This is a genomic window from Paractinoplanes brasiliensis, assembly GCF_004362215.1.
GTDB classification, from domain to species: Bacteria; Actinomycetota; Actinomycetes; order Mycobacteriales; family Micromonosporaceae; genus Actinoplanes; species Actinoplanes brasiliensis.
In genome coordinates this window covers 4,897,059-4,910,395 of sequence record NZ_SNWR01000001.1, presented here as the reverse complement: position 1 = coordinate 4,910,395, position 13,337 = coordinate 4,897,059, and the positions used below count along the sequence as shown (strand labels likewise).

Sequence of the window (13,337 nt, the reverse complement as noted above, 5' to 3'; positions counted from 1 at the left end):
GGCCCGGTCAGACGTAGAGCGCGGTGAACGGGGCCCAGGGCAGGTTGCGCAGCACACTCCAGACCGCCCAGACAGCGACAAACGTGATCAGAACGGCCGGGCTGAGGTTGAGCTGGGGAACGTTCCACTTGAAGAGGCGTTTCGCGGCCCAGGCGACGTACAGGTAAAGGAGGAAGGGGACCGCGAAGGTGAACAGGGCGTGGTGGCGGGCGGCGGCGGGCAGGTCGCCGTGCAGCAGATACCACGCCGCGCGGGTGCCGCCGCAGCCCGGGCAGACGAAACCGGTGGTGTATTTCAGCAGGCAGGTGGGGGCGTCACCGGCGCCGGCCTCGGCCGGGTGGGAGGCCAGGGTGTAGCCGACCGCCCCGCCCATGCAGACCAGAAGCGCCACCGGGGCGGCCCAGATCGGCGACCTGGTCCAGAATTTCTGGACGAAACGGGTAACCCGGTCGGGCTCGCGGGCGGCCTGCTGCTGCGCGTAATATGCCAGCCACTCGGGCGGCACCGGCGGACCCTGCACCGGCTGATCGTCCAGCCACGGGCGCGAGGTGGCGGTGGTCATGCCCGCCACGGTACACCGGCACCGCCCGCGCTGATCACCCCTCGATCGGGCCGGGCTGATCACCCTCAACCGCTCAGCCGATCGCCCTCGATCGGCCCGCGCCGACGGGCCACAGCCGTCGTACCGATGGACCACAGCCGTCCGGTAGTCCGCGGCCGGCCGTGCTGGTGCGCCGCAGCCGTCCGGTAGGCCGCGGCCGGCCGTGCTGATAAGCCGCAGCCGTCCGATAGGCCGCAGCCGGCCGCGCTGATAAGCCGCAGCCGGCCGATAGGCCGCAGCCGGCCGCGCTGACAAGCCGCAGCCGGCCGCGCTGATAGGCCGCAGCCGGCCGCGCCCTCTAGCCGCTCAAGCTGACCGCCCTCAGCGCCGTGGTCAGGGGGTCGGCCAGGTCGCCACGTTCGGGGAGCGTCACCTCGGCGAGGCCCAGCCAGCCGGCCAGGCGGTGCAGCTCGGCGGCGAGGGCGGCGGCCGTCTCCTCGGGGTCGGCGCCGGGCTCGAGCCAGGCGGCCGGGATGAGCAGCCGGCCGGTCTTGCGGTCGGCCTTGAGATCGACCCGGGCCGTCAGCTGCTCGCCGAGCAGGAACGGCAGGACGTAATAGCCGTAGAGCCGCTGGGCGGCGGGCACGTAGATCTCGATGCGGTAATTCATGCCGAACAGCCGCTCGGTGCGGCCCCGCTCCCAGATCAGCGGGTCGAACGGGCTGACCAATGTGGCCGCGCGAACCCACCGGGGCAGCCGGGCGTCGCGATGCAGATAGGTCGGCTGCTTCCAGCCGGGGACGCTGACCGGGCGCAGCACCTGATCGTCGACCAGCTCGGCGACCGCCTGCTTGAAGCCGTCGACCGGGAGGCGGAAGTAATCACGCAGCTCGGGCTCGGCGGCCACCCCGAGGGCGCGGGCCGAGAGCTCGACCAGGGACCGGAAGGCGTCGGCCGGCGCGGGGGTCGGAGCGTTGAGCACGGCCTGAGGCAACACCCGCTCGGGCAGGTCGTAACGCCGGGCGAACGACGACGTGCGCTCGGCCGCGGTGATCTGGCCGGAGTAGAACAGCCACTCGAGGGCCTGTTTGACCGCCGACCAGTTCCACCCCCAGTGGTCTTTGCGGCGGGGCTCGTCGTGCTCGATCTCGGCCGCGGTGATCGGCCCGCGGTCACGCACCACGCCGAGCACGCGTTCGACGAGCTCGGGCTGTTCCTCGGCCACGCGACGCATGTTGCCCCAGGCCATCTCGGCCGCGCGGGCCATACGCCAGCGGAACAGCGGCTGCAGATCGGTGGTGATCAGCGACGCCTCGTGACCCCAGAACTCGAACAGGTCGCGCGGCTTGCGATAGGCCGCCCGCTCGAGCAGCTCGGCCGGATAGGGCCCGAGGCGGCTGTAGAGCGGCATGAAGTGAGCCCGCTGCAGGACGTTGACCGAATCCATCTGGATCAGGTGGACCCGGCGCAGCACCCGGCGGAGATGCCGCAGGTCGGTCACGCCACCCGGCTTGGGGTCGGCGAAACCCTGCGCGGCCAGCGTCACCCGGCGGGCCTGCGCGATCGAAAGAGAATCTGGGAGTGCCATCGAGGAGCACCGTAGAGGAGGGGTACGACAAGTTTCCCGTACGCGGGGTCTCGGTAGGCTCCCCGCATGGCAATCGGCTTCGTCCGCCCCGCCCGCCCCGACGACGCGGCGGAGATCGCTCGCATCCAGCTGGCCACGTGGCGTACGGCGTATCGGCGCATGTTCCCCGCCCACGTCCTGGCGAACCTCGACGAGGCGTACCTGGGAAGGGGTTGGGCCGAGGCGATCGAGAACCCGCCGACGGAGCGCCATCGGGTGCTGGTCGCGGTCGAACAGGGCGAGACGGCGTCGAGCACGGTCGGCTTCGCGGCGTTCGGGCCGGCCGACGAACAGGCCCTCGCCCCGGAGGAACCGCCGCTGCCCGACACCGTGGCCGCGATCACCGACCTGCTGGTCGAGCCGCGCTGGGGCCGGCGTGGGCACGGCAGCCGCCTGCTGTCGGCCGCGGTCGCCCACTGGCGTGACGACAATTTCGCGTACGCGGTGGCCTGGGCCTATGAACAGGACAAGGCGATGCAGAAGTTCCTGACCTCGGCCGGGTGGGAGCCCGACGGGGCCGGCCGCGCGCTGGACGTGGACGACATGCTCGTCCCCCAGCTCCGGCTGCACGTGGCCGTGAGCGGAGAATAGGGGCGTGACCACGCCGACCTTCGTCTATGACGGCGACTGCTCGTTCTGCACGACGTGCGCCGAGTTCATCGAGACGCGCATACCGACGCATGCCCGGGTCGTCCCGTGGCAGTTCGCCGACCTCGAGTCGCTGGGCCTGACGGTCGAGCAGTGCGAGGAAGCCGTGCAGTGGGTGGGCGCCGACGGGAGCACCGCCTCCGGACCCGATGCGATCGCCCTGATGCTGCGCGACGCGGGCCGCGGCTGGCAGCTGGCAGGCGGCGCGCTGCAGCTCGGCCCGGTGCGCCTGGCGGCGTGGCCGGCCTACCGTTGGGTCGCCGACCACCGCCACCTGCTGCCCGGGGGCACGGCGGCGTGCTCGCTCCCCCAGGCCCAGCGCGACCTGCTCTACGGCAAGGACGCCTGACCAGGTCGAAGCCCGACTGCCTCACCGGCCACACGACAACCGCGGCCTGCCACACGCCCAACGGCCGCACGCGCAACCGCGGCCTGCCACACGCCCAACCGCCGCACGCGCAACCGCGGCCTGCCACACGCCCAACCGCCGCACGCGCAACCGCGGCCTGCCACACGCCCAACCGCCGCACGCGCAACCGCGGCCGCCACACGGCCGACCGCGGCCGCCACGCGCCCAACCGCGCCCGGAAGGCGCCTGCCCGCCGCAGTCAGGGCAAGCCCAGCGGTCAAGGCAGCCCAGCGGTCAAGGCAGCCCAGCGGTCAAGGCAGCCCAGCGGTCAGGGCAAGCCCGGGCACCGGCGGAATGGGCCGTTGACGCCGCGGTGCGTCACGTGGACGGCTCCGGCGCGACCTCCGTACGTCTCAGGCGGCGGCGCGCCCACTCGACGGGCCGCACCCTCTCGAGCGACAGGAAGCTCGCCATCGCCACCAGGTGCGGGGCGAACGAGATGGTGATCATCGAGAACGTCATGACGTGGAACGAGTAGAAGAACGCCACGCCCATCCACCGGAACCGCTGCGGCACCACGAAGATCAACGGGCTCAGCAGCTCGAACAGCATGATGCCGACCTGCGCCGCGATCAGCAGCCCGGGGATCACCGCGATCTCGTCGGCCACCCACGTGCCCCGGCGGATGATCGCCTGGGCCAGCACCGCGCTGGTCAGCCAGTCGATGCCGCCGAACCGCAGCTTGGCCCACGCGGCCAGGAAGTACGTGCAGATCACGGCGATCTGGGTGACCCGCAGGGCCCACCCGGCGGCCTCGGACAGCGACTTGTCGCCGAAGCGGGCCTTGCCGATCGTCGGCAGCACCGCCAACGCCACCAGCAGACCGACCCGGTCGTGGTCGACCTTCCCGTAGCTCATCGCGATGATCATCCACTCGAAGTAGAGCGCGAAGACGGCCCAGCCCAGGATGCGGGGCGCGCGACCGGTGGCAGCCGCGAGCGAGAGCGCGAGGAGCGCCCAGAAGACCGCCCACACGAGGAAGTGGGTCGGCGTGGGCAGCGGCAGGATCCGGCCGACGAGCAGCGGTTCGTACAGCTCACCCGGGGTGTTGGCGTGCAAGCGCACCCACGGCGTGAAGACGGTCAGGTCGAGGGCGACGAAGACGTACACCAGCGTACGGAAGGCGGCGACCCGCCCCAACGGCACCGGCGCGAACAGCCACCGCAGGGCCACGTTTCGCCCGGCGGTGGGCGCATCTTGGCTGTTCACGGGCGCTTCCATTCGGCGACGACCTCGTCCCGCCAGGCGCCGGTGGGGCGCGCGTGCTCGATGCCGTGCCAGCGCACCACGATGCGCACCGAGCTGAGCGGAGCGGCGCCGGGCGTGTGCTCCGCATAGGCGGCGGCGACCCGGCTCAGGCGGGAGGGGTCGTCCACGTACGCCTGCTGTTGCCCCTCGATCTCGGCCCGGCGAATGCCGCTGTTGCCCTCGGTGATCGCCACCGTCCGGCCCTCGGCGTCGACGCCCTCGACGCGGGTGTCACGCGCGTCACCGTTGGGGTCGGGCGCCGTCGAATACATCCGGAAGGGGCCGAACGGGAAGTCGTCGTCGGTGCCCCACAGGGTGCCGGCGAGCAGCAGCGCCCCGGCGACCAGGGTGGCGATCACCCGGACCCGGATGCCACGGACGGATAGCTGGTTCACAGCGAGACAACCTATCGGCCGAGGTCCAGCCGGCGCTCGTCCCCCCGTGAGATGTCAGTCGAGGAAGCTGTCCAGGCCGACGGTCAGGCCGGGGCGCTGGCGGATCTTGCGGACGCCGAGCAGGACGCCGGGCATGAACGACACCCGGTCGAGGGAGTCGTGGCGGATCGTCAGCGTCTCGCCGAGCGACCCGAACAGCACCTCCTGGTGGGCGACCAGCCCCGACGCCCGTACGGAATGAACTCGCACCCCGTCGATGTCAGCCCCGCGAGCGCCGTCGACCTCTTCCTTCGTGGCGTCGGGCATCGGGCCCAGGCCGGCCTCGGCCCGCGCCTGCGCGATCAGTTCAGCCGTGTGCGTCGACGTGCCGCTGGGGGCGTCGAGCTTGCGCGGATGGTGCTGCTCGATGACCTCGACGGACTCGAAGTAGCGGGCGGCGCGCGTCGCGAACTGCATCATCAGCACCGCGCCGAGCCCGAAGTTGGGGGCGATCAGCACGCCGACGCCCGGCTTGGCGGCGAGCCAGCCGCGCACCTGCTCGAGCCGTTCCGCGGTGAAGCCGGTGGTGCCCACGACCATGGAGATGCCCTGGTCGACGGCCCAGCGCAGGTTGTCCATCACGACGTCGGGCGTGGTGAAGTCGACGAACACCTGGGCGCCGGCGTCAGACGCCTTGAACAGCTCGTCACCCTGATCGATCATGGCGACGAGTTCCAGATCGCCGGCCGCGTCGACCGCCTTGCAGACCTCGAGGCCCATGCGGCCCCGGGCGCCGAGAACACCGACGCGGATCGAGTCAGGTTGCTGAGTCACCCGGATAACTTAACGCACCCTTGCGCCGGCTCCACCAGCGCTCGGCCAGCCCGACCGCGGCGAACGTGGCAGCCACGTACAGCCAGCCCACGAGCACGTCGACGATGTAGTGCTCACCCGTGTAGACCAGCGTGAACGTCATCGCCAGGGGGTAGGCGAACAGCAGCGGCCACCAGCGCCGGCGCACCATCGGCAGGAAGAAGGCGACGGCCATCATCGCGTACGCGGTGTGCAGTGACGGCATGGCGGCGACCGGGTTGGACTGGTGCACCTGCAGGGCGTTGAGGGTGTTGCCGGCGCCGTGCAGGCCGATCACGTCGAGGCCGCGTGACGAGAACCGGGCCACCTCGTCGGTCAGGTAGCCGTACTGCGAGGCCCACCACGGCGGCGCCGCCGGGTAGAGGAAATACGTGACAAGGCCCGCGACGCTCAACGCGATCCAGCGGCGGATGAAACGGTAGGACAGCTGCCGGCTGGCCAGCCACAGAACCACGGCCACGGTCGGCACGGTGAGGAAATGCGAGATGTAGACGATCGTGGTCACCACTTCCCACCAGGGGACGTGGTTGGGGTCGTACAGGTGCTCCTGAAGCCAGACGGTCGGGATCTTGCCGTCGGTGAGCCACCCGAACATCGCGACGTCGGCGTCGATCAGCGGTGTCACGTGCGGGTCGAACAGCTTGTCGGCGGCGCCCCGGGAGACGTTGTAACCGATCAGGAGCACCACGACCGGACCCCAGTCGCGCAGGAAGAGCAGGTGCTCACGCCACGGCAGATAGTTGCGCCAGGCGATCGTGGCCAGCCAGAGCCAGCCGAAAGCGGTGAGCGGGTCGCTGGTGGGCACACCCACCAGCCACACGAACACCGCGAAGGCCGCCGCCCACACCACCATGCCCGCGATCCGGCGCTTGCGCTGATCGGGCGTGATGGCGGGGGTGTTCGCGGGCGGAGTCTCCAGCGTCGTCACGGGCACCAAGGTTAGCGGTGCGTGCCGAACGCGGACTCGTCGAAGGGCCCCACCACGGCGAGCGTCATCGGCTGGGTGAACAGCTGGGCCGCGACCTCGTTGACCTCGTCCGGCGTGACCGCGTCGACCCGCGCGAGCAGCTCGTCGACCGGCATGAGGTCGCCGTGCAGCAGTTCGGACTTGGCCAGCCGGCTCATCCGCGACCCGGTGTCCTCCAGGCCCAGCACGTACGAGCCCTTGACCATGCCCTTGCCGCGGGCGATCTCGTCGGCGCTGATCCCCTCGGCGGCCACCCGTTCGAGTTCCGTACGGGTGAGGTCGAGAACCTCGTCCACCTTGCCGGGCGCGCAGCCGGCGTACACGCCGAACAGGCCGGCGTCGGCGTACTGGCTCGCGTACGAGTAAACCGAGTAGGCCAGGCCCCGCTTCTCGCGGATCTCCTGGAACAGCCGGCTCGACATGCCGCCGCCGAGAACGTTGTTGAGCACGCCCAGGGCGAACCGGCGCTCGTCGCGGCGGCCGATCCCGACCCCGCCCAGCACCAGATGCCCCTGCTCGGTGTCGCGGTTGCGCACGACCGTGTGCGGTTTCTGGGTCGGCACCCTTTTCGACCCTGTACGGGGGCCGGTCGGCTCGGCGGCGCCGGAGTCGAGCGCGGTGCCCGCCAGCGCCTTACGCACCAGCCGTACGACCGTGGCGTGGTCGAGGTTGCCCGCGGCCGCGATCACGATGTTCGGGGCGGTGTAGCGCCGCCGGTAGAACCCGTGGATCTGGTTCCGGGTCATCGGGGTGATCGATTCCTCGGTCCCCGAGATCAACCGGCCCAGCGGGTGGTCGCCGAAGATCGCCTCGGTGAAGACGTCGTGGACCTCGTCACCGGGCTCGTCCTCGTGCATCGCGATCTCTTCGAGGATCACGCCGCGCTCGGTCTCGACGTCGGCCGGGTTGATGATCGAGTCGGCGACGGCGTCGCAGAGCACGTCCACCGCGATCGGCAGGTCGGCGTCGAGCACCCGCGCGTAGTAGCAGGTGTACTCCTTCGTGGTGAAGGCGTTGGTCTCGCCGCCCACGGCCTCGATCTCGGCCGAGATCTGCAGCGCGGTGCGCTTGTGCGTGCCCTTGAAGAGCAGGTGCTCGAGGAAGTGCGAGGCGCCGGACATGCCGGGGGTCTCGTCGCGCGAGCCGATGCCCACCCACACGCCGAGGGCCGCGCTGCGGGTGGTCGGGATCGCCTCGGTCACGATGCGCAGACCGCTGGGCAGCGTGGTGCGTTTCGCGCCGTCCGCGAGGGTCCTGGTAGAAACGCGGGCCGGCTTCGCAGCCGACCCGCGGTTACTTGTTGTCACCGGTGATTAGTCGCGACGCTCGCCACCGCGGTCACCGCTCGGGCGGGACCGGCGGCGACGGGGCTCGCCACCACCCTCGCCACGGTCGCCTCGCGGCTCACGCGGCGGACGGCCACCCTCGGCAGCGCCCTCCGCGGGGGCCGGGGCCTCCGCGCCCTCGGGGCGGACCTTGTCGAGGTAGATCTTGCCGCGGGCGTCGATGTCCGCGATGGACACCTCGACCTTGTCGCCGACGTTGAGGAAGTCCTCGACCTTCTCGACGCGCTTGCCGTCGCCCACCTTGCTGATGTGCAGCAGGCCGTCCCGGCCGGGCAGCAGCGAGATGAACGCGCCGAACGCGGCCGTCTTCACCACCGTGCCGAGGAACTTGTCGCCGACCTTGGGCAGCGTCGGGTTGGCGATCGCGTTGATCCGCTCGACGGCGGCCTCGGCCGACGGGCCGTTGGTCGCGCCGACGTAGATCGTGCCGTCGTCCTCGATCGAGATGTCGGCGCCGGTCTCGTCCTGGATCGCGTTGATCGTCTGACCCTTGGGGCCGATCACCATGCCGATCTTGTCGACCGGGATCTTCACCGAGGTGACGCGCGGCGCGTACTCCGACATCTCGGCCGGGGCGCTGATCGCGGCCTGCATGACCTCGAGGATCGTCGCGCGGGCGTCGTGGGCCTGCTGCAGGGCGCCGGCCAGCACGTCCGACGGAATACCGTCGAGCTTGGTGTCCAGCTGCAGGGCGGTGACGAACTCGCTGGTGCCGGCGACCTTGAAGTCCATGTCGCCGAACGCGTCCTCCGCGCCCAGGATGTCGGTCAGCGCGACGTACTGCGTCTTGCCGTCGACCTCGTCCGAGATCAGGCCCATCGCGATGCCGGCGACCGGGGCCTTCAGCGGCACACCGGCGCTCAGCAGCGACAGCGTCGAGGCGCAGACGGAGCCCATCGACGTCGAGCCGTTCGAGCCCAGCGCCTCGGAGACCTGACGGATCGCGTACGGGAATTCCTCGCGCGTCGGAAGCACGGGCACCAGCGCCCGCTCGGCCAGCGCGCCGTGGCCGATCTCGCGGCGCTTCGGCGAACCCACCCGGCCGGTCTCACCGGTCGAGTACGGCGGGAAGTTGTAGTTGTGCATGTAGCGCTTGGACTTCTCGGGCGCCAGGGTGTCCAGCGCCTGCTCCATGCGCAGCATGTTCAGCGTGCTGACGCCGAGGATCTGCGTCTCGCCCCGCTCGAACAGGGCCGAGCCGTGCACCCGGGGCAGCACGCCGATCTGGGCGGTCAGCGGCCGGATGTCACGCGGGCCACGGCCGTCGATGCGGACCTGCTCGCGCAGCACCCGCTGGCGCACCTCGCTCTTGGTGACCGAGCGGAAGGCGGCGCTGATCTCCTTCTCGCGGCCCTCGAAACGCTCGTCGAGCAGCTCGTGCGCCTTGGCCTTGACCAGGTCGAGAGCTTCCTCGCGCTCCTGCTTGGCAGCGATCTTGAGCGCCTCGGCGGTCTCGGACCGGACGGCCTCGGCCACGGCCGAGTAGACGTCGTCCTGGTACTCCAGGAAGACCGGGAACTCGACGGCCGGCTTCGAGGCGACCTCGGCCAGCTCGCTCTGCGCGCGGCACAGCTCGCGGATGGCCGGCTTGGCGGCCTCGAGACCGCTCGCCACGACCTCCTCGGTCGGGGCGGTGGCGCCGGCGGCGATCAGCTTGACCGCGTTCGGGGTGGCCTCGGCCTCGACCATCATGATCGCAACATCGGCGCTGTCGCCGTCTCCGACGACTCGTCCCGCGACGACCATGTCGAAGGTGGCCCGCTCGAGCTCCTCGATGGTCGGGAAAGCGACCCACTGGCCGTCGATGTGCGCGACGCGGGTCGAGCCGATCGGGCCGCTGAACGGCAGGCCGGACAGCTTGGTCGACAACGACGCGCCGTTCATGGCGACCACGTCGTACGGGTGGGCGGGGTCGAGCGCGAGGACGGTCTCGACGACCTGGACCTCGTTGCGCAGGCCCTTGGTGAACGACGGGCGCAGCGGCCGGTCGATCAGGCGGCAGGTGAGGATCGCGTCCTCGCTCGGGCGACCCTCACGGCGGAAGAACGAGCCGGGGATGCGGCCCGCGGCGTACATCCGCTCCTCGACATCGACGGTCAGCGGGAAGAAGTCGAAGTGCTCCTTCGGCTGCTTGCTGGCCGTGGTCGCGGAGAGGACGACGGTCTCGCCCAGCTGGACGATGACCGAGCCGGCGGCCTGCTTGGCGAGGCGGCCGGTGGAGAACGTGATCTCGCGGGTGCCGAACGCGCCGTTGTCGATCACGGCGGTGCGGAACTCGGTGCCTAGAGCGGTGTTCTGCTCTGTCATGTGGTGCGGTACTCCTTCGTCGAGGACCCGGCGGTCTGCACAACGCGGTTTAGGCTGCCGGTCTTCGATCGAAGTGCCCAGGATGAGGGTTCTTCAGACTTCGTCTTCTTTGTCACGCTGGTCTGAAGAACGCTCGGTTGGCCTGGGAACCACTACCGAGGACCGGTGGCTCGCCTCTGCTTACCGCGCGGGTCCGTGGGTTAAAGCTCGGGGGAGCGGCCAAGTGGCCACTCCCCCGTCAAGTCATCGGCGCAGGCCGAGCCGCTCGATGAGCGACCGGTAACGCTGGATGTCCTTCTTCTGCACGTAGTTGAGCAGGCGCCGGCGGCGGCCGACCAGCAGCAGCAGACCACGACGGCTGTGGTGGTCGTGCTTGTGGGTCTTGAGGTGCTCGGTGAGGTCGGCGATCCGCTTGGTGAGCATCGCGACCTGGACCTCGGGCGACCCGGTGTCGCCGTCCTTCGCCTTGTACTCGTCGATGATCTTGGTCTTGGTCTCTTGATCGAGCGCCATGAAACTCCTGTGATTCTGTGTTGCCGATGAAAAGCGGTTACCCCGCGGCCCGCGGCGTCGGGCAGGCAGGCGGGACCGGTCGTCGGACATCCGACGTCGACTCAACCCTACCAGCACGTCATCGAAGGAGCGCGCGGGTCTCTTCCACATCGGCGTTGATCTGAGCCACCAACGGCTCGATGGCCTCGTACGTCCGCTGTTCGCGCAGGTGGGCCACGAAGTCGAGGCTCACCCGCTCGCCGTACAGGTCGCCGGAGAAATCGAGCACGTACGCCTCGACCCGGCGCTCACGGCCCGAAAAAGTGGGATTGGTGCCGATCGACACGCTCGCGGGCAGCCGGGCGGCATGCTCGCCCCCGCGGATCAGCCAGCCCGCGTAGACGCCGTCGGCGGGCACGGCGGCATAGCGGTGCACCATCAGGTTGGCCGTCGGGAAGCCGAGCTCGCGTCCGCGCTGATCACCCCGTACGACCACGCCGCCCACCCCGTGGGGCCGCCCCAGCGCCGCGGCGGCCGCACGCACGTCACCGGCGTCGACACAGCTGCGGATGTACGTCGAGGAGAAGACCAGCCCGTCCTCGGTGACCAGCGGCGCGTCCTCGACGGTGAAGCCGAACTGCACGCCGAGCCGCTCGAGCATCGCCACGTCACCGGCGGCCCGATGCCCGAAGCGGAAGTTGTCCCCTACCACGACAACCGCCGCGTGCAGCGCCTCGACCAGCACATCGTGGGCGAACGCCTCGGGGCTGAGCTGCGAGAACGCCGGGGTGAAGGGCACCACGCAGAGCGCGTCGGCCCCCAGCTGCTCGATCAGCTCGGCCTTGCGCACGGGCTCGGTCAGCACGGCCGGATGCGACCCGGGCCGCACCACCTCGGCCGGATGCGGGTCGAACGTGACCACCACGGACTGCAGCCCCAGATCACGGGCCCGCTTCACGGCGTGGCCGATGATCGCCTGGTGGCCCCGGTGCACCCCGTCGAAGACCCCGATCGTGACGACCGAGCGCCCCCACCCGCCGGGCACAGCCTCGAATCCCCGCCACCGCTGCATGTCTCTCGCGCCTCCGGTCCTTCGCTCCCGGACAGCGTATAGGCCCACCCCGCCCCCTTTACGTTGGGCGATTTGTGCGGACTTGCTGGTGGTACCGCCGCCATCCCAAACCCCCACCCGCCTCGGGGAGACGAGTGGGGACTCTACGGGGTTGTCAAGCTGGCGGGGTGGGTTGTCCACAGGCTCGTCGACTCGCCCGTTTCGTGCGAATCGTCCGCGCGGCGGGCACCAACTCTGGTCGTTCGAGCGGGTGCGCTGGGTCAAACTCGACAGGCGCACCCCCGACGCGCGCTGGAAGACAAGCCCGCCCTGGCCCGGACGGCGGCCCCACCCCACCCCGCCCTGGCCCGACCCCGCCCTGGCCCGGACGGCGGCCCCCGCCCTGGCCCGGACGGCGGCCCCCACCCCGCCCTGGATCGAGCGGCGGCCCCACCCCGCTCAGGCCGGGGCCAGCACGATCTCGGCTCGGGCTCGGCCGTCGCGCTCGGAGACGATGGCCAGAAGTTCGCCGGACGGGGCGAAGACCGCGTACGGCCCCTCGATGCCGACCGGCGTGAGCGGTCCGCCGTGGCTGAGCACGCGAGCCTCGTCGGCCGTGGCCTCGCGCTGCGCGAAAGCCTGCCGGGCCGCCTCGGCCATGGGCAGCGAGATCACGTCGGGGGCCACCGCTTCGAGCTGGTCGAGGGTGCGCGCCTCCCCCAGCGTGAGGCCACCCACGGCCGTACGGCGCAGGGCCGTCAGATGACCACCCACGCCGAGCAGCGTGCCGAGGTCACGGGCGATCGCTCGAATGTAGGTGCCGGACGAGCACGTCACGTCGATGTCGACGTCGACGAGGCCCGGGTTATGGCGGATGTCCAGGACGTCCAGACGCGAGATCGTCACCCGGCGTGCGGGGATCTCGACCTCCTCGCCTTCCCGGACACGCTTGTACGCCCGCTGCCCGTTGATTTTGATGGCGCTGACGGCGCTGGGCACCTGGTCGATCTCGCCACGCTGCCGGGCCAGCCCGTCCCGGATCGCCGCGTCGGTGACGCCGTCGGCCGGGGAGGTTGCCGTGACCTCGCCCTCGGCGTCGTCGGTGATCGTGGACTGGCCCAGGCGGATCGTCGCGGTGTAGTTCTTGGAAGCACCGATCACGTACGTGAGCAGGCGCGTCGCCCGGTTCACGCCGATGATCAGCACGCCGGTGGCCATGGGGTCGAGCGTGCCGCCGTGGCCCACGCGCCGGGTCTTGGCCAGCCGCCGGATCCGCGCCACGACGTCGTGCGAGGTCATCCCCGCCGGCTTGTCCACCACGATGAGTCCGTCCGCATTCACCGGACCACCCTAAGTTCTCCCCGGACGACCCCCGTGACCACCCAGTGCCTGAGCCGCACCCCCGTCACCACCCGACACCCGAGCCGCACCCCCGCGACCACCCGACACGAACG

The 13,337-nt window shown here is 70.7% G+C and carries 13 protein-coding genes; 2 read left to right on the top strand and 11 right to left on the bottom strand.

From position 1 onward, the window contains the following. Positions 1–7: 7 nt before the first annotated feature. Both C8E87_RS22350 and C8E87_RS22345 read right to left on the bottom strand, forming a co-directional pair. A complete protein-coding gene (locus C8E87_RS22350; RefSeq protein WP_133874903.1) occupies positions 8–562 on the bottom strand; it encodes a DUF2752 domain-containing protein in 555 nt (184 codons plus the stop codon). 337 nt (positions 563–899) lie between these two features. After that, positions 900–2,129, bottom strand: coding sequence for a winged helix-turn-helix domain-containing protein (locus C8E87_RS22345; protein WP_133874902.1), 1,230 nt, complete (start codon positions 2,127–2,129; stop codon positions 900–902). Between the two features lie 66 nt (positions 2,130–2,195). On the opposite strand from C8E87_RS22345, the gene C8E87_RS22340 reads away from it, so the two are divergent. Continuing rightward, positions 2,196–2,759, top strand: coding sequence for a GNAT family N-acetyltransferase (locus C8E87_RS22340; RefSeq protein ID WP_133874901.1), 564 nt, complete (start codon positions 2,196–2,198; stop codon positions 2,757–2,759). 4 nt (positions 2,760–2,763) lie between these two features. Continuing rightward, positions 2,764–3,165 (top strand): thiol-disulfide oxidoreductase DCC family protein, encoded by a 402-nt coding sequence (locus tag C8E87_RS22335; protein WP_133874900.1) that lies wholly within the window; start codon positions 2,764–2,766, stop codon positions 3,163–3,165. A 378-nt stretch (positions 3,166–3,543) separates the two neighbouring features. Here the strand turns inward: C8E87_RS22335 and C8E87_RS22330 are convergent, their stop codons facing one another. The 9 genes from C8E87_RS22330 to truB form a co-directional block, all read right to left on the bottom strand. Continuing rightward, positions 3,544–4,434, bottom strand: a complete 891-nt coding sequence (locus tag C8E87_RS22330; RefSeq protein ID WP_438866096.1) for an MFS transporter permease — start codon at positions 4,432–4,434, stop codon at positions 3,544–3,546. After that, positions 4,431–4,868 carry a hypothetical protein gene (locus C8E87_RS22325; RefSeq protein ID WP_133874899.1) on the bottom strand — a complete coding sequence of 146 codons (438 nt, stop codon included), beginning with the start codon at positions 4,866–4,868 and terminating at the stop codon, positions 4,431–4,433. The genes C8E87_RS22330 and C8E87_RS22325 overlap by 4 nt, the downstream gene beginning before the upstream one ends. A gap of 54 nt (positions 4,869–4,922) precedes the next feature. Continuing rightward, a complete protein-coding gene (gene dapB, locus C8E87_RS22320; protein WP_133874898.1) occupies positions 4,923–5,681 on the bottom strand; it encodes a 4-hydroxy-tetrahydrodipicolinate reductase in 759 nt (252 codons plus the stop codon). Continuing rightward, positions 5,665–6,573, bottom strand: a complete 909-nt coding sequence (locus C8E87_RS22315) for a phosphatase PAP2 family protein (protein WP_133876998.1) — start codon at positions 6,571–6,573, stop codon at positions 5,665–5,667. The genes dapB and C8E87_RS22315 overlap by 17 nt, the downstream gene beginning before the upstream one ends. A gap of 86 nt (positions 6,574–6,659) precedes the next feature. Continuing rightward, complete coding sequence (locus C8E87_RS22310; RefSeq protein WP_133874897.1) at positions 6,660–7,994, bottom strand: M16 family metallopeptidase; 1,335 nt, start codon at positions 7,992–7,994, stop codon at positions 6,660–6,662. A gap of 6 nt (positions 7,995–8,000) precedes the next feature. Beyond that, positions 8,001–10,340: a polyribonucleotide nucleotidyltransferase gene (locus C8E87_RS22305; protein ID WP_133874896.1), complete on the bottom strand. Its 2,340-nt coding sequence runs from the start codon at positions 10,338–10,340 to the stop codon at positions 8,001–8,003. A gap of 243 nt (positions 10,341–10,583) precedes the next feature. Then, positions 10,584–10,853, bottom strand: a complete 270-nt coding sequence (gene rpsO / locus C8E87_RS22300; protein WP_133874895.1) for a 30S ribosomal protein S15 — start codon at positions 10,851–10,853, stop codon at positions 10,584–10,586. Between the two features lie 118 nt (positions 10,854–10,971). Then, positions 10,972–11,904 (bottom strand): bifunctional riboflavin kinase/FAD synthetase, encoded by a 933-nt coding sequence (locus C8E87_RS22295; RefSeq protein ID WP_133874894.1) that lies wholly within the window; start codon positions 11,902–11,904, stop codon positions 10,972–10,974. Positions 11,905–12,342: 438 nt separating this feature from the next. After that, positions 12,343–13,224 carry a tRNA pseudouridine(55) synthase TruB gene (gene truB, locus C8E87_RS22290; protein ID WP_133874893.1) on the bottom strand — a complete coding sequence of 294 codons (882 nt, stop codon included), beginning with the start codon at positions 13,222–13,224 and terminating at the stop codon, positions 12,343–12,345. Between the last annotated feature and the right edge of the window lie 113 nt (positions 13,225–13,337).